General features: G+C 23.7%; 14 protein-coding genes. 6 read left to right on the top strand and 8 right to left on the bottom strand.

Annotated elements, in window-relative coordinates; genetic code table 11:
* Positions 1 to 88: 88 nt before the first annotated feature.
* The 5 genes from ACZ5EC_RS06240 to citD form a co-directional block, all read right to left on the bottom strand.
* On the bottom strand, positions 89 to 2,263 hold the full coding sequence (locus ACZ5EC_RS06240; protein ID WP_464304090.1) for an efflux RND transporter permease subunit: 2,175 nt from the start codon (positions 2,261 to 2,263) through the stop codon (positions 89 to 91).
* Positions 2,264 to 2,412: 149 nt separating this feature from the next.
* Positions 2,413 to 3,957: a citrate lyase subunit alpha gene (citF, locus tag ACZ5EC_RS06235; RefSeq protein WP_464304089.1), complete on the bottom strand. Its 1,545-nt coding sequence runs from the start codon at positions 3,955 to 3,957 to the stop codon at positions 2,413 to 2,415.
* 83 nt (positions 3,958 to 4,040) lie between these two features.
* Positions 4,041 to 5,114, bottom strand: coding sequence for an IS110 family RNA-guided transposase (locus tag ACZ5EC_RS06230; RefSeq protein ID WP_464301847.1), 1,074 nt, complete (start codon positions 5,112 to 5,114; stop codon positions 4,041 to 4,043).
* 224 nt (positions 5,115 to 5,338) lie between these two features.
* Positions 5,339 to 6,250, bottom strand: a complete 912-nt coding sequence (locus tag ACZ5EC_RS06225) for an HpcH/HpaI aldolase/citrate lyase family protein (protein ID WP_464304088.1) — start codon at positions 6,248 to 6,250, stop codon at positions 5,339 to 5,341.
* A complete protein-coding gene (gene citD, locus ACZ5EC_RS06220; protein ID WP_464304087.1) occupies positions 6,243 to 6,512 on the bottom strand; it encodes a citrate lyase acyl carrier protein in 270 nt (89 codons plus the stop codon). The genes ACZ5EC_RS06225 and citD overlap by 8 nt, the downstream gene beginning before the upstream one ends.
* Before the next feature lie 222 nt (positions 6,513 to 6,734).
* Between citD and ACZ5EC_RS06215 the strand changes: the two genes are divergently transcribed.
* The 6 genes from ACZ5EC_RS06215 (at position 6,735) to ACZ5EC_RS06190 (ending at position 13,908) form a co-directional block, all read left to right on the top strand.
* Positions 6,735 to 9,038 (top strand): chemotaxis protein CheA, encoded by a 2,304-nt coding sequence (locus ACZ5EC_RS06215; protein WP_464304086.1) that lies wholly within the window; start codon positions 6,735 to 6,737, stop codon positions 9,036 to 9,038.
* Positions 9,039 to 9,040: 2 nt separating this feature from the next.
* The gene (locus tag ACZ5EC_RS06210) at positions 9,041 to 9,505 is read left to right on the top strand and encodes a chemotaxis protein CheX (RefSeq protein WP_464304085.1); all 465 of its coding nucleotides are present in this window, start codon (positions 9,041 to 9,043) and stop codon (positions 9,503 to 9,505) included.
* Positions 9,506 to 9,867: 362 nt separating this feature from the next.
* Entirely contained in the window at positions 9,868 to 10,329 is a 462-nt protein-coding gene (locus tag ACZ5EC_RS06205) for a chemotaxis protein CheW (protein WP_464304084.1), read from the top strand.
* A 20-nt stretch (positions 10,330 to 10,349) separates the two neighbouring features.
* Entirely contained in the window at positions 10,350 to 11,642 is a 1,293-nt protein-coding gene (locus ACZ5EC_RS06200; protein ID WP_464304083.1) for a tetratricopeptide repeat protein, read from the top strand.
* The gene (locus tag ACZ5EC_RS06195) at positions 11,632 to 12,783 is read left to right on the top strand and encodes a hypothetical protein (protein ID WP_464304082.1); all 1,152 of its coding nucleotides are present in this window, start codon (positions 11,632 to 11,634) and stop codon (positions 12,781 to 12,783) included. The genes ACZ5EC_RS06200 and ACZ5EC_RS06195 overlap by 11 nt, the downstream gene beginning before the upstream one ends.
* Before the next feature lie 99 nt (positions 12,784 to 12,882).
* Positions 12,883 to 13,908 (top strand): FecR family protein, encoded by a 1,026-nt coding sequence (locus ACZ5EC_RS06190; RefSeq protein WP_464304081.1) that lies wholly within the window; start codon positions 12,883 to 12,885, stop codon positions 13,906 to 13,908.
* Positions 13,909 to 13,953: 45 nt separating this feature from the next.
* Here the strand turns inward: ACZ5EC_RS06190 and ACZ5EC_RS06185 are convergent, their stop codons facing one another.
* The 3 genes from ACZ5EC_RS06185 to ACZ5EC_RS06175 form a co-directional block, all read right to left on the bottom strand.
* The gene (locus tag ACZ5EC_RS06185; RefSeq protein WP_464304080.1) at positions 13,954 to 14,226 is read right to left on the bottom strand and encodes an ATP-binding cassette domain-containing protein; all 273 of its coding nucleotides are present in this window, start codon (positions 14,224 to 14,226) and stop codon (positions 13,954 to 13,956) included.
* Positions 14,227 to 14,414: 188 nt separating this feature from the next.
* The gene (locus ACZ5EC_RS06180; RefSeq protein ID WP_464302846.1) at positions 14,415 to 15,617 is read right to left on the bottom strand and encodes an ISL3 family transposase; all 1,203 of its coding nucleotides are present in this window, start codon (positions 15,615 to 15,617) and stop codon (positions 14,415 to 14,417) included.
* Positions 15,618 to 15,643: 26 nt separating this feature from the next.
* Complete coding sequence (locus tag ACZ5EC_RS06175) at positions 15,644 to 17,104, bottom strand: ABC transporter transmembrane domain-containing protein (protein WP_464304079.1); 1,461 nt, start codon at positions 17,102 to 17,104, stop codon at positions 15,644 to 15,646.
* Positions 17,105 to 17,351 lie beyond the last annotated feature (247 nt).

The raw sequence follows: 17,351 nt of genomic DNA, 5'->3' as shown, positions 1-17,351 counted from the left end.
TTAAAAATTTTAATATGTGCAAATAATACTTTTGTTACTTAACTTAATATCACAAATTTAAAGAAAATAAACAGAAGTAGTTATAAAATTATTTATCTTTTTTTTTGGTTAAGAATTTATTTAATGCAAGTTTTCTTTTGAATGAAAGCTTGAAAAAATAGGAAAGATAAAATACAACTGATGGGAAGAAGAATACAACAATGATAAAAGAAATTAAAGCACCTCTTCCAATCATCCCTGCAATGGTCCTTACTACCGGGATATCATTGAAAACGGCGTATCCAAATGTTGCTGAAAAAAGGCATAAACTTGCAGTTAAAATTGAATTGAAAGTTGAAGAAATTGTATTTTTTATTGCAATATTTCTATTAAAATTGTTTAAACTCAATTCTTCATTAAATCTATTAACGAATAATACAGCATAATCTACAGTAGCACCTAATTGAATTGCACCTAATATAATTTGTGCAATAAATGAAGTAGGGGTTTTGAATACAAAAGGTATAGTGAAATTTACAGCAATTGCTATTTCGATAACTATAGTTAGAATTATAGGTATTGTAAGAGATAATGAATAAAACAGTAAGATTACAAAGATAAATATAATTGATATTAAATTAACTTTATCAAAATCAATTGTAGCAATTTTAATAAAATCAGATATTAAGCTACTTTGACCTGCCAAATATGCATTTTTATAGTAAGTTTTAGCAATTTTAAGAATTTCATCGTTTAGAATCAATGATTTTTGTGTTCCTGCTTTATACGATGTTTTTATATTAACAACCATATATTTATCTTTAATAAAACCTTTTAAAATATCTTCAGGTAGAAAAGTAATAGGTTCTATTATTGACCCAAAACTATTTATACTTAAAACACTATATTCATTTTGTATCCCATCTAATTTAACAATTTGATCAATCATTTTTTGTAATTTCGCTCTATCGATATATGATAGGTCATCAATAGTTTTAAATGGTTTAAATCCTTTTTCATCACTAAGATCAATTATTAATGATAAGATATCTGCAGATTTAGTAATTTCAAGAAATTTATTGAACTGTTCTAAACTTTTTAAATTTTCTGGATAACTTACTGTTAAGTCATATGATATAGGGGTATTTCTATATCCATAGATAGAAAATATAGAAATAATTATAAAAAGTATGAAAACTGTAAACCGAAATACTTTGTTTGTGAATAGATTAGAAAATTTTTCAACTATTTTAGATTGATGTAATCTGAATCTTGTTTTGTGTATAAGTTTATCAAGAACAAGAATAAGAGAAGGTAATAATGTTAAAGTAAAAATAAAACTTAAAAATATCCCTTTTGCCAGTACATAACCTAAATCTTTACCCAATCCTAATGTCATGAAAGTAACCGCTAAAAATCCAAATATAGTTGTAAAAGAGGAAGTTGTAATAGAAGTAGCTGTTTTATGAATAGCAATTTCCATTGATTGGAATTTATTTTTATTTTTAAAATATTCTTCTTCATAACGATGGAGCAAGAAAATAGAATAGTCAATAGTAACTCCAAGTTGCAAGGCAGCTGATAAACTCTGGGTTAAAAAAGAAACTCCATTTTTAAAAATAAAATTGGTTCCCATGTTTACAACATAAGAGACCCCTATGGATAAAAGAAATAAAAAAGGGATTATTATTGACCCTGTACTTAAAGTTAATATTATATATAATGCTATCAAAGAAAGGATTAAATAAATATCAATTGCATTTGTACCATAAATTCTATCCATTTCTGTATTAATTACAGAATAACCAACAAAAAGAATATCGCTATGCCCTTTAATAATATCATTAATTTGATCAACAATTTTATAAGTTTCTGGATTATTTGGATTGGTATCTAAAGTTATTGAAACTGCTAGCCCTTTAGAAGGATAGAATTGTTCTCTTAGTGCAGCTGGAAGAAAATCTTTAGGGATTGTTAGAATATATAAACTTTCAGGTGAAAGTACATTAACTACCCCTTTAATTTTTTTTATCTTATTAAGAATATTAACTATATAGTTTTTATCATCTGCATTAGAAAAATAGAGATAAGCATTTGAGGAACTATTAAAAACTTTTTCCAATATTTTTTGACCTTTAACTGAAGGTAAACTTGATGGTAAAAATTCAAGAATATCTCTTATTACTGGAACTTTTTGCCATTCATAATAAGAAGGTATTAATAGAAAAAATGAAAAAATTATAATAAAAATTCTTGATTTAACAATAATTTTTGAAAATTTCATTAAATATCCCTATGTATAATGAATTGTTTTTATATAATTATTTTAATTAATTAAATTTTTATTAATTAATTAGTTTATAACTATTTTTAGTAAAAGTTTAATCTAAAAAAATATTTGCAAAATACTAAAAATAGTTCAATGAAAATGATTTAGTGCTCAACTTCTCTTATAACATCAATAATTGAGCCATCTCTATATTCTACTACACCTATAATATTATCTTTAAATTTTACATCTTCTGGTTTTCCGGTAATTGAATATATTTTTTCTTTTAAATCGTGGATATCTATAATATTTAAATCGGTATTTTTAATCCAATCTATTATATCTTTTCGTCTTGGATTTACAGCAATCCCTCTTTCAGTTACCAGAACATCAATACTTTCTCCAGGTGTAACAACAGTTAAAACCTTATCCACTACTGTTGGAATTCTACTTCTAAAAGATGGTGCTACAACTATTGTTAGTTTTGCTCCATAGGAAGTATCACTATGCCCACCTGATGCACCTCTAATAACCCCATTTGACCCTGTAAGAACATTAACATTAAAATTGGTATCAATTTCTAGTGCAGATAAAATTACAATATCTAAATAATTAACTAAAGCAGATGCATTGAATGGGTTGGCATAAAAAGATGCATCTATTTCAATATGATCTGGATTTTCTTTTAATGACAATGCAGCTTTTTTGTCAAATGATTGCACATCAAATAATTTTTCAAAATACCCTTGTTTATGCAAATCAACAAGATATCCAGTAATTCCACCAATAGCAAAACTACCAGTTATATTTTTTTTATCCATATATTCTTGTAAAAATTTTGCAACAGCTAAAGATGCACCACCTGATCCTGTTTGAAAACTAAAGTTATTTTTAAAATATGGGGAATGATAAATCAATTTAGCAGCATTTTTAGCTATAAGAAGATCAATAGGATTTTTTGTAATCCTGGTTGCTCCAGTGCCAATTTTGGCAGGATCACCAATTTCATCTATTTTAAGAATATAATCTACCAGATAGTGTGGAATTGAATAATAACTTAGTGGTTTTTCTTTAATTTCATTTGTTATTGCAACTACTTTATTAGCATATTGTGCATCAATTATTGTATATCCTAATGAACCGCATGGAGTTTCAGAATCTATTCCATTGATGTTACCCATAAAATCGCAACCAGGTGAAGCAATAAATGCAATATCAATTGATACCAATCCTTGTTCAATTCTTCTAGCTCTTCCTCCATGACTGTGAAAAATTACAGGATATTTTAATTTACCAAAAGATGCATATTGTCCCAATTTAGATCTCAATCCTGAGGTTATAATTTTTGTAATTGTTCCATTTTCAAGATATGGTAAGATATGGTCATGTGCTGTTGTTAAAGAAGAAGAAGTAATTGTTAGATCTTTAATCCCTTTTTTTGCAATTGCATCAAGAACATAGTTTAGTACTTTATCACCATTTCTAAAATGATGGTGAAATGAAATGGTCATTCCATCTTTAATTTCCACTTTCTCTAATAATTCTTCTATATTTTTAACAATTTTATTATGTTCTTTTTTGTATCTTTTTAAATTTGCAGAATTTTTTTTACCTTCAGGAAATACTGTATGAACACCATTAAAAGGGATAACTTTTTTAATTCCAGGGATAGTTTCTGGAATTTCTCTATTTAAAGAGTTTTTAATCATTTTTTACTCCTATAAAAATCAATATTAAATATCAAAAAATCTGCCAATTTATCTAAACGAGGTAAAACCTCAAATTATTGCTTTCAGGCAACGGAATAATCTTTATTTAACAATATATCATTTGATTTTACTGGATCATATTCACAACCATTTTTTAATAATGTCCATACCAATTTACTTAATTTTCTTGAAGTTGCTATTATTGCTTTTCCGCTTCCTTTTATTTTTTTCATATTTCTATAAGATTTCATATATCTGTTTTCTCTTTCTCTTTTTACCCTTATCATACCCATTGTCATCTGTACAAATGCTGTTCTTAATTCTTGTGAACCTCTTTTAGTTATATTCCCATATCTTTCCTTGTCTGCTGAATTTTGTACCCATGGTACCAATCCACAATAAGAAGAAAGCTTTTTATATGAACTAAATTTATTTATGTCATCTATGTAAGCCCTTAAAGTAATTGAAGTTATCAATCCACATCCTGGTATTGTCCTTAGTATTCTTACTGCTTCATCTTTTTCTGTCATCTTTGAAAGCTCTTTCTCTATTTCTGATATTAAACTTTCTATACTATTTATTGTTTTTATTATCCCTGATACTATACTTTTTTTTATTGGGTCCGATATTTGTTCTATAATTTTTACCCTTCCTGTTTTTGTGTTAAGCTGTCCATTCTTTGTTTCTATACCCATTTCTAACATTATTCCATGTATTTGATTCTTTAAACTTACATTGGTCTTTTTTAATACTGACCTATGCTTTAATAAATCTCTTAAATTTTTACTATCTTCTTTACATAAATTTACTTCTGGTATCATATCTTTTGATAAAAATTCTGCTAATGTCCTTGCATCATGTTTATCTGTTTTGTTTATTGATTCATTTATTACTTTAAACTTTAAGGTATTTACTACATGTACTTTAAATCCATAATTTTCCATTTCTCTTTTAAAATATCTTGTATTTCCTGTAGATTCTACTGCTATTTCAATTTCTTCTGGTTGGGATAATTTCTTTAACAATCTTACAAATTCCATATATCCTTCTTTTTTTGTAGAAAATTTCCAATTAATATCTGCAATCCTTTGTTCTAAATTTTTTATACATACTGTCATTTGATGCTTGTGTAAATCAACTCCAACTGATAGTTTCATCTGCCTCCTCCAATTATTTTTTTTAATTGAAAGCAGATTCTTTACGATATTTATTACAGAGAATAATCCATTCTCCTATTCAATCTGGATTGTTAAAATCCGATTATTATGTTGATTCGGCTGTAGGCTCTTCATTCTCCTAAACGGTCTTTTTGACCAAATTAAATGTCGAACCTAAGCCTATCTGCTTTCAGGTTTATTTTCGTTGCCTGAAAGCAGTTTCTTTATCCCCTGCTATTGATTTTTATCACATCTCCTAAATTTTTTTCAGGATTAATCCCTGCAAATTTTAAAATAGTATAAGCTCTTTTTACAACAGGGTAATCAATCATTTTTCCGTTTAATGAAATTACTCCCCCTTTTGCTTTTTGGCTGGCTTTTATAATTGCTTTTGCCTTTTCTATCTCTTTTTCAGAAGGTGTAAAAACTTCATGAATTATTTCAATTTGTCTTGGGTTTATTGCTGCTTTTCCATCAAAACCTAAAGATTTAATAGTTTCACAATCTTTCCTGAGTCCCTCATAATCATTAACATCACTAAAAACAGTGTCTAAAGCATCAACACCAGCAGCATGTGCTGCAATTGCTACTCTAGATCTTGCCCATAAAAGTTCATTCCCTTCTTTAGTTCTAGCAACTCTCATATCTGCAGTTAAATCTTCTCCTCCAATTGTAATTGCTGTTATTCTTTTGGAACTAATTGCTATTTCATAAGCATTTTCAATTGCAATTGCAGTTTCAAGCATTGGAACAATTTTTGTAGTTCCTATTGGTATATTGTTTTTTTCTTCTATTTTATTTAAAATTTCTTCATATTTAAAAATATCTTCTTTAGAAGATGTTTTTGGTAACCTTATAGCATCTGGTTTTAAAGGGACTATTGCTTCAAGGTCATTAATACAAAATTCTGTATCAATACCATTAATTCTAACTACTACTTCAATATTACCAAAATCAATTTCTTTTAAAGCCCATTTAATGAGTTGTCTAGCAATATCTTTTTCATATATTGATACACTATCTTCTAAGTCAAGTAATACCCCATCTGCTCCATATATATAACAATTTTGTATCATAGAAGGTGAATTACCAGGAACATATAATTGTGATCTTCTCAAAAAAGATTTATTATTCATTTTTTTCTCCTGCTCTTAAAATAGCTGCTTCAATTCTTGCTTTTAATGCAAATGGTAAAGATCCTTTGTCTTCAATAAGTATGGAACAGCTTTCAATAGAATATTTTTTGCAGAGAAAATTAGCAATCTCTTTTATATTGTTATAAAATTGTTTAGAAACAGTAGAATCAATATTAAGTACAAATTGATTGGATGGTTCTATTGTCACCATGCAATCAGAGGATTCAAGGGTTCCAACTTGAACTCTTTTTGTTATTTTCATAAATACTTCTCCAAAAAGTTAATTAATATTTTTTTACTGTTCAAATAAAAGTAGATACCAATTAGTATAAATTAGTGCTTTAAAAATATATAATTGGAAAATAATAAATTTCAAGTAAAGATATTTTTTACTAACAATAAAACCTGGATAAAAAAAACTTATTGACAAATGTGATAATTCCTTTTATTAATTAAAGTAGTGGATTAAATTTAAGGATTTGCTATGTCCAATTTAGACAACTATAATGAATTTCTTGATATGTTTTTTGACGAAAGTTTTAGTTTACTTGAAAATATTGAAAAAGCTATTCTTGAACTTGAAAAAGATAATAAAAATCAAGAAATGATAAATGAAATTTTCCGTGCTGTTCATAGCATTAAAGGTTCTTCAGCTACAATGGAACTACATGATATTGCTCAATTTGCTCATCACTTTGAAGATTCTTTAGATTTTATTAGAAGTAATCCCCAATATGAAATAACTTCAGAGATAATTGATATTATTTTAGAAGGATTTGATACATTAAGAAAAATGATAGATGCCAAATATAATAATAAAGAGTTTAATGAAGATGTTAGTGAAATACAAAAAAAATTAAATTCTATCCCTTCTATTTTAAGTGAAATTAATAAAGATATTGTTGTGAATAATAAAAAAGATGAAAATAAGAATATAGAGGAGGGATTAAGTAATTTTAAAGAAAATTTTATTTTATCTCAAGAGGATCTGGAAAAAATAAAAAATAATGTTAATAATGAAAAGAGATTATTAATTGTAAAAGTTAGTTTTTCGAAAGATGACCCAATGGCATCAGTTGGTCCTATACAGGTATATTCTTCTTTAAGAGATTTAGGAGAAGTTATAAAAACTGATCCCCCTTTCGATGAATTACAACAAAGTAAATTTTTTAAATACACAGCTTTTTTGTTTATTTCTGATAAAGATGATAAGTCTATAAAAGATTTTATTTTTATTCCTGAAACTGTAGAAGATTTAGAAATTATACAGAAAAATCCTGATGATTATTTAAAAGGTGGAAAAACTGAAGAAGAGAAAAAAATTGAAAAATTTGCTGAAGAGATAGTGGAAAGAAATGAAAAAGAATTAAGAAAAAAACAAAAAGATGAAAAACAAAATATTGATCTAATGAAAAATAAACAGGATCAAAAAGAAAATACAGCAAAATCTTCTACAACTAAACCCAGAGCTATTCTAAGAGTCGATTCTGGAAGAATTGATGAACTTTTAAATCTTGTATCTCAACTTGTTATTAATAAAGCTTCATTGCAGGAAGTTATTGGTAAATTCAGTGTTATTCAGGAATATGAATCAATTTTTGAAAATTTGGTAAAATTAATTTTAGGATTAGAAACAGTTGATGATAAAGAGAAGTTTACTAAAAGTATAAGTGAAAAAATTGTTACATTTTTCAAGTTACTAAAAACAACAAATGATAATTTAAAAAATGAAATGCAAAATCATGCTAGAATTATAAACCTTCTTCAGGAAGGTGTAATGAAAATAAGAATGGTTCCTATTAATCAATTGTTTGCTAGATTTCCTAGAATTATTAGAGATTTATCGAGAAAATTAGGTAAGGATGTAAAACTTGTACTTGAAGGTGAAGATACTGAATTAGATAAATCAATTATTGAGGAGTTAAACGATCCTTTAATGCATATTATAAGAAATTCAATGGATCATGGTATCGAAAAACCTGAAGAGAGAAAAGCACAGGGAAAACCTGTAGCAGGAACAATCAAAGTTTCAGCAAAGAATGAAGGAAATATAATTTATATTGAAATTAAAGATGATGGAAAAGGGATTGATCCTGATATTATCAAGAAAAAAGCTATTGAGAAAGGTTTAATTTCTCAGGATGCTAATTTAACAGAAAAAGAAATATATGAATTGATTTTATTACCTGGTTTTTCAACTGCGGAAAAGGTTTCAGATGTTTCTGGTAGAGGTGTTGGAATGGATGTTGTTAAAAAGGGAATAGAGGAATTAAATGGAACATTGTCGATTGATTCTGAAAAAGGAAAGGGAACAACCATTTTAATTAAACTACCATTAACTTTAGCAATTATACAGGCTCTTATGGTTAATGTTGGAGATGAGGTATTTGCAATTCCTATAAATTCTATTTTTGAAACAAAAAGAATTTCTAGAGATGAGATATTTAAGGTTGAGGATAAAACAGTTATAAAAATTAGAGATGAAATTATATCTATTATTTTTGTTAGAGAATTATTTAATATTAAAAGTGATAAAAATTTAAATAATAATCTTTATATTGTAGTTGTAAATGTTGGAGAAACAAAAATTGGATTGGTAGTTGATGCTCTTATTGGTGAGCAGGACATTGTTATTAAACCATTAAACAATAAGTTAACTAAAGTCCCAGGTATTGCAGGCGCTGCAATTTTAGGTAATGGAGATATTTCTTTAATTATAGATGTTAACCAGATGGTTGATTATTTAAAAGAATTAGATAAAAAAGAGATAACAATTAATGAGGAGTAATTATGAATATTGATTATATTAATCCTTTTGTAGAAGCTTCTTATGAAATTCTAAAAGAGATCTTACAAGTTGAAATCAGGAGAGGAGAAATTTATCTTAAAGAAGACTCATCTAATATAAATGGAATAGGCTTCATAATTGGTTTACTTGGAGAGGCTGAAGGTAGACTTATTCTGGATATAGATGTGCAGGCTGCATTAAAAATTGCTTCTATAATGAATCAGGAAGAATTTAATGAAATAGATGAAATGGTAATCGCTTCTATTGGTGAGATAGCTAATATGATTACAGCTTCTGCAATAACAAAATTGCATTCCAAAGGCTATAATTTTGACCTTACTCCTCCATCTATAATTAAAGGTAAAGAAGTTGAAATTACAAATATTGAACTTGAAACCCTGGTTGTTCCATTGGAACTTCCCTTTGGAAAGGTAGAGATTAATATAGCAATTAAAGAAAATTTGTAATCTATTTTTATTATATTTTTTTCTGCTATTATTTTATATATTTATTTTATTTTAAATATTTTTTATTATATTTTATAAAATAATATTGTTTTAATTTAGATACTATTTTGAAATGTATAAGAGTAAACTTAATAATTTCAAAAATTTATATAAAAATTAAAATGATATAGATTAATTTTTTTATATTTATAAAGATATTAAATTTTATAATTTAAAATTTTATAAATAAAATTCAAATTATATATATTTATTTTATGAAATTATTTAAAGTAATAAATTTTATAGTTTAAAAAAATTACAAATATATTAATATGAAAGAATAGAGTTAAATAGATTTTTTTAGGACAGGGAAAGGGGTAAATATGGGATTACAGTTTGTTACATTTATTTTAGAAAAAGAAATATATGCTATTGACATAATGAAAGTAAGTGAGGTTCAGGAAGTAAAGGATATTTTTAAAATTCCAAATCTTCCAAAAACAATAAAAGGAGTATTTGAGTTAAGAAATAACATTATTCCTGTAATAGATCTAAAAAAAAGATTTAAATTTAAAGAAGAATCTACAAATAGTAATAATTTAATAATAGTTAATGTAAATGATATGCAGATAGGGATTTTAATTGATAAGATTAAACAGGTAATTGAAATTGATGAATCTAAAATACAACCACCTCCTATTTTAAATAGCGGAATAAATAAAGAATATATAACAGGTGTATATAAAATGGAAGATGAAGAAAATAAACTTATAATAATTATTGATATTGATAAATTATTTTCTCAAGAAGAATTATATAAGCTCAAAGAGATTAAAAACCGTTAGAATCTTCCGATATATAAATTATGAAAAGTGTTAAAATTTATTCTATTTTGTTAGTTTTATTTTTTCTGCTATTTTCAATATTCAGTGGTGTTTTAGTTGGGAGTAATGATAATAAGAATTCTTACTTCATTCAAGCTCTGGATTCATATAGAAATGAAAATTATGAAAAAGCAGTTAATTTTTTTAGATTAAGTTTAAAAAATAATCAAAATATTAATAAAGATAAAATATATTTTTATCTTGCTTTATCATATTATTATTCTAATGATTATGATAATTCAAAAAAATATTTTGTATTGCTAAGAAAAAATAATCCAGTTTCCCAGGAATCTGTTGATTCAATATATTTTTTAGGAAAAATAGGTTTTTTTAAAAAAAATTACAATGATGCATTAATCTATTTTTTTAATTATGTTAATAATTATAATGATCAAGATATAATATTAAATTTTAAATTAAATTCGTATTTTTTTATTTATTATACTTATAAATTATTAGGTAATAAAACTAAAGCAAACAAATATTTTAAAATTTATTTAAGCCAAATTGAAAATCAGGATAAAACTTTAACTTCAATAAATAATGTAGAAATTGCAAATGCATATATAAAATTAAAAGAAAAATATACCATATTAAAATTAATTGCTGATAGTTTTAGAGAAATAGCTTTATCAAATGTAAGTTACAAACCAACAGAATTAAAAGAAAACAAAACCGAAACCAAAGTTGGTTCTAAAGAGTTTGAAGATTTAAAAAAGAAATATTCTATTTTATTAACAAATTATGATTCACTTAATTCTAAATATAGCTCTTTAAAATCTGACTACAGTGATTTAGAAGCAAATTATAATAATTTAAAATTAGATTATAATAAATTAAGTAATGAAAAATCTGCTTTAGAAGAAAAGTATTTAAACTTGCAAAGTAAATATTCTGATATTATAGCAAAAAATACGGTAAGTATGACTGAATATTCAGCTTTACAATTAAAATATGAAAATCTGGTTAGCTCAAATAATGAATTAAAAACAAAATATAATTCTTTAAGTTCAAAATATAGTGATTTGGAAAAGTCGTATAATGATTTAAAAAAGCAGTATGATTCATTACTATCATCAAATAAGTTAAATTTATCTGAAGCTGAGAAAAAAATTGCTGAAAAAGAAAAAAGTTTATCAGAAAAAGAGAAAACTTTAACAGAGAAAGAAAAATTAATAACTTTAAAAGAAGAGTATTTAAATCTTTTATCTAAAATATTAGAAAAGAAAATGGAATTAATTAAGAATATCCAGGATATTTTAAATGAAAAATAAAAAAATTGGAAAATTTGTATTTATAATTTATATAGTTTTATTAATGTTGGTATTCATTTCTGCTGGTAATGATGGGGGAAATAGTAATAGTATTGAAAGTAAAGATTATAAGGTTTTATTTGATGAAAATAGTGGCCTTTTTAATGTATATTTGAAAAAGTTTAATATATATTCCCTGTATTATTCTTCTCCATTAACCTCTTATCTTTCAATTAAGTTTGATAACAATATAATAAATTTAAATGAATTTAAAGCTACAAAGAAAAAACTAGAAGTTGTTAATAATACACTTGTTTTTACATGGGAAACCAATTTTTTAAAAATAAAAGAGGAAATTTCATTCGTAGATATAGATTCATATAATCAAGGGATAAAAATAAACATAAGTCTTACAAATTTAGATGTAAGGGGTCACTTTATTGCCCTTGGATTAATTTTTGATACTTATTTAGGTGAAAACAAGTTTAAACCTTTTAGAATCCCAAATATTGGTATTATCGAACAGGAAAAAGAGTATTATTCTACAAATATCCCTTCAGTTATCTATTCTTTAGATGACCCGGTTGATCCAACTGTTGGGATGCTTTTTTATTTAAGAAAAGCAGGTTTTACTAACCCTGATTATGTATACCTTGCTAATTTTGATAAATTAAAAAGAAATTTCTGGAATTTTACCTATGATAAAAATAATGGGTTTTCAAATCAATATAAAAAGGTAGATGCTGGAATTGGAATTAAATATAATAGAAAGTTTATTGAAAGTGATTCAACACAAAATTATTCTATTTTATTAGGATTTTATCCACAGAAATCAAAAGAAATTAAAAATGATGAAAATGAAATACAATCCATATCTAAAGAGAGCGATTACATAAAAGATTATACCAAGGAACAAATTGAAAAACTGAATAAAGAGATTGTTGATCTTAAAAATAAATTACAAAAGGTTTCAGACTCTATTACAAATCTTGAAAATCTTAATAATCTTTTAAATGATTTATCCTCAATAAATAAAGAAATTCAAGATTTATTAAACAATATTGATTCATATACTGAAGAAGAATTTAATAAAAAATATGAAGAGATAAAAAACAAAATTCTTAAAATTTCTGATAAACTTGATCAATATACTCAAGAATAAATAGTTGTAAATTTTTCAATTTATTTTATTGTTGTTTTATTAACTGGTTGTATTAATATATGTGTAGTAAACACTTCCTTTAAATAGAGGGTTTGATTTATGAAAATAAAAAAGGTTTTATTTTTATTTGTAATTATTTGTATAATGCTGTTATTTGTTTCTTCTGATAACAAAAGTGACGAATCAAACATCGTTGGTTATATTGAATTTTTAAGTGGTGATGTTTCAGTTATTCATTCTGAATCTGATAAAGAAGAAAATGTTGAAATTGGAGCACCAGTTTATCTTGAAGATACATTTATTACAGGAAATGAATCAAAGTTAGAAATAAAGTTAAAAGAAACTGGTTCAATAGTAACTATTTTTGAAGAATCTAATATGAAAATTGAAACTATATTAGATGAAAATAATAATAAAAAGACATTTATTTCTTTAATCTTTGGAAAAATAAAAAATGTTGTTACAAAATTAAAAGGTGATGAGGAATTTTTAATCCAAACACCTTCTGGTCAGGCTTCTGTTAGAGGTACTGAATTTATTGTTGCTTCTTCTGATCTTGGTGAAACAGTTGTTGAAGTTGATAAAGGTGCAGTAGAGGTTAGTAATGATGTTTCAGGAATTATTGTAAAACCTGGAAATCAAAGTTTAGTTGATGTAGATAAAAAACCTGAACTTCTAAAAAAGAAATTAGTGATTGATTCATGGCTTATTGAAAGAAAAAAAGCTTTGAAAAAAGAAGGAATAAAAAGGATTATTTTCCTTTATAAAAAAGCAAACTTGTTTGATAAAAGGTTAAAGGAGATTGAATTTAAATTAAATTCTATATATAAAGATGAAGATTTTCAAAAAATTTTAAAAAAGAAAATCAATAAAGAAAAATTAACAAAATATGAAGAAGTAAAATGGAAAGTGTTCAGAAAAAAAATAAGAGTTTTAGCTGTACCAACATATAAAGCAATTAATTCAATGCATAATATTTTATCAATAATAAGAAATATAGGTCAAAAAATTGAATTGAAAACAGATGAAGCAAGAAAAATATATAAAAGAGCAAAAGTTATGATTGATGATATAAAAAGAGTAAGTAAAAAATTGAATATTTTATATAAAATAACAGGATATTAAAAATAATAATATAGTAACAAATATTAAATAGAAATAATTTGAAAATTATTTATTTTTTATTTCAAAAATATTTTTTGATAATTTGAAAAGATCTTTATCATGAGTTATTATAATTATGCTCATTATCTTTTTTAATTCATTTAATAAATCTATTAATATTTTTTTATTCTCCTTATCTAGTGCTGATGTTGGTTCATCAAGAATTAATATTTCTGGTAATTTTAAAATAACTCTTATTAATGCAATTCTTTGAGCCTGACCTAATGATAATTTTTTATCACATAAGTTTTTGTTACTTAAAAAGGTTACAAATTCCATGAAGGAATTTACAATATTATTATTAATATTTATATATTTATCATTACATAATATATGTTTAAAATAACTTAATAAAAAATATAAATTTATTTTTTTATAATTTTTATTAAACATCATATTCTCATAAAAACCATTATTATAAATTTTATTAAAAAAATCGGTTCTCTTTCATAATGTATGGATAGTTATTATAAATCACCTGCAATTTGTAATATTTTTAATTTAAGATAATTATTATCTTTATAACCATATCCTCTCTTTAATAATGTTTTTATTACATTATTTAATCCTTCCGCTTTACTATTTGATATTGGATATTTAAACCAATTTAATAATTTATCTATTCTCTTTTCTATCTTCTTTGCAAATCTTTTTAAATATTTATATTCACTTGATAATACCATATTCAACCAGTTTAATAGCATCTTTAAAGCTTCTTTTAATGTATATATCCTGCCAAATATAGATAAAAAATCCTCTTTCATAAGATATATTTCATATAATGGTTTATTTAATCTCTTTAATTTTTCTATGTATTGCTTGCCATTTAAGTCTAATTTTGAATATCTTTTTAATATTATCCATCTCATATGTTTCTTAATAAATAACCCTTCTTTGAATGATAATTGTTTTTGATAAGCTCTTCTTTCTTCTTCTATTGCTTTATTTAATAACCTTGATATATGAAATTTATCAAATACTATACTAACTTTCCCATTAAAATAATTATTTATTGCACTTTCATAAGGTTTCCATAAATCCATTGTTACTACTTGAAGGTTTTCAATTCTTTTACTTAAACTTTCTAATCCTCTAATACAATCACTGTGTTTTCTTCCTTTTTCTAACCAGATAACTTTTGACCTTTCATTATCTATAAATACTGTAAAATATTTATGTCCCTTTTTATATGATACTTCATCTATACTCATTTTATTTACTTCTGGCAATTTAGAAAGATGTGTTTCAAATTTCTTAGATAGCATATTTTTATCAATCCTATAAATACTTGATTCTGATATACCTGTTATTTGTGATATTGATTTGTTATCTAACTTTTTGCTATATCTTAATATTTCTTCCCCTAAATATATTGAATAAGTTTTTTTAGAGTCAGTAAAATCAAGTTTTTCAGTTAATACTTTGTTACATTTTTTACAGTTTACTCTTCTTAATTTAAATTTTAAATAAATAATTCTTCCCAACAAAAATCCTATTTTAATTTCTCTATATTTTGAATCATAAATACTACATTCTGTTCTGCATATTGGACAAATAGGTTTATTTTTATGATTAACTTCAATAATAATTTTATTTTCAATTAATTTTATGTTATCAAATAAAAATCCTTGAATTTTAAATAAAACTGTTATAATTTTTTCTAGTATCATTTTTTTTCTCCCTGTACTATTTTTTTTTAGTATGGGGAGAAATTATTTTTTTTAAACTTTTTTTTTATCCACTCATTTTGAAATTGAACCAAAAAATCATTATTTTTATTACCATAAAAAATATTTTCGTAAAAATTTTCATCTATTAAGAATTTATTTTGGGGCATATAAACAATTTTTTTTCTTAATTCATCAACTTTATATTTTCTTATTTCTTTTCCATTAAAGAATATATTACCATTATAATTTAAATAAAACCCAGTTAGTAATTTAGCGAATGTACTTTTTCCACATCCACTTTTTCCGCAAATAATTGAAATTCCAGTTGAAGGAATAGTTAAATTTATCCCTTTTAAAACTTTATTATTGTTATGATATGCAAAATTTAAGTTTTCAATTATCAATTTGTATTTATTATTTTTATAATTATATGAATTATTAGATTTTAATTTTATTTTTGTTTTAATTATTTCATTAATTAATTTATCTTTTTTCTTTTCATTAGTAATTAATTTTAAAATATTAATTGAATAATTTTCATTTTTATAATTCAATATTTTATTGACTCTTTTTAAACTTACTTTAAATGTAGGAATTGAAAAAAAGAAATTAATAAAATAGTTGATTGGAGATGCTAGCATATTTGAATAAAGCATAAATCCAAATATCTGTCCTATAGTCATTTTATCATTAATAACTTCTTTCCCACCATACCATATTATTGCAAATGTCCATAAATTAAATATGAAATGAATTAATATGGAAGAAATTTCAGAAATAGTACTTTTTATTTTAAAAACTTTAACTAAATTGTTTAAACATTTATAATGATTTATTTTTTCCTGTATATATGCATTATTTATTTTTACGATAAAAATTCTATCAAGCAATGAAATATAGAAATTATTTAAAGTTTCAGCTTTTTCTTTAAATTTTTTTGATAATATTGAAAGTGGTTTTTTAAACAATAAAATAATTGTGCTCTGTAAAAGAATAAGTATAATTATAAAAAAAGTTAATTCTATACTCCATTTTATCATAAAGAAGATTGAGCTAAACATAGTTATATTTAAAGGTATAGAAATAAATATTTGATTAAAAAAATTTGATATTGATAAAAAATCTTTTTCAACTCTATAAATAATTTCCCCTTTTGAAAAATTTTCAAAAAATTCAATTGATTTTAACATTATCTCATTTAAATAAAATTTTCTTATATTTATTTCTATTTTTGCATTATATAAAATATTCAAAAGTGAATTTATGAAAGAAACAATAAGAAAAATTACAAGTATAAAAATAATATATACTAAATTTTTGTGTAATAATTTAATATCTTTATATTTTGATATATTGTCTATTATAATTCTTGTTAGTAAAGGTGTATATATATTTATCAATTTTAGTAAAAAACCTGTAATGATAATAAATAATGTAAGTAATAAACAATTTTTATAAATAATTTTAAATATTTTTTTATTTTTCATACTTTTTTACAAAAATTAAAAAACTAAGAAAGATTAATAAGATAAAAATAATTAAACTAATAATATATTTTGTGTTTATAAAGATTTTATCAAAATTATTTTTAATAAAGAAACTATTTGAAAAAGTATATATATTAAAAAATTTATTTATAAATAGATATTTTAAAAAATTGAATTTTTTAAAATCAAAATTATACAAAAAAGTAAAAGAATAAAAATAAAATATACCTGTTAATACAAATATTTT

It is taken from the genome of Exilispira thermophila (genome assembly GCF_055389015.1).
Note: the sequence above shows the minus strand (reverse complement) of the source record. Positions and strands in the feature narration are given on the sequence as shown.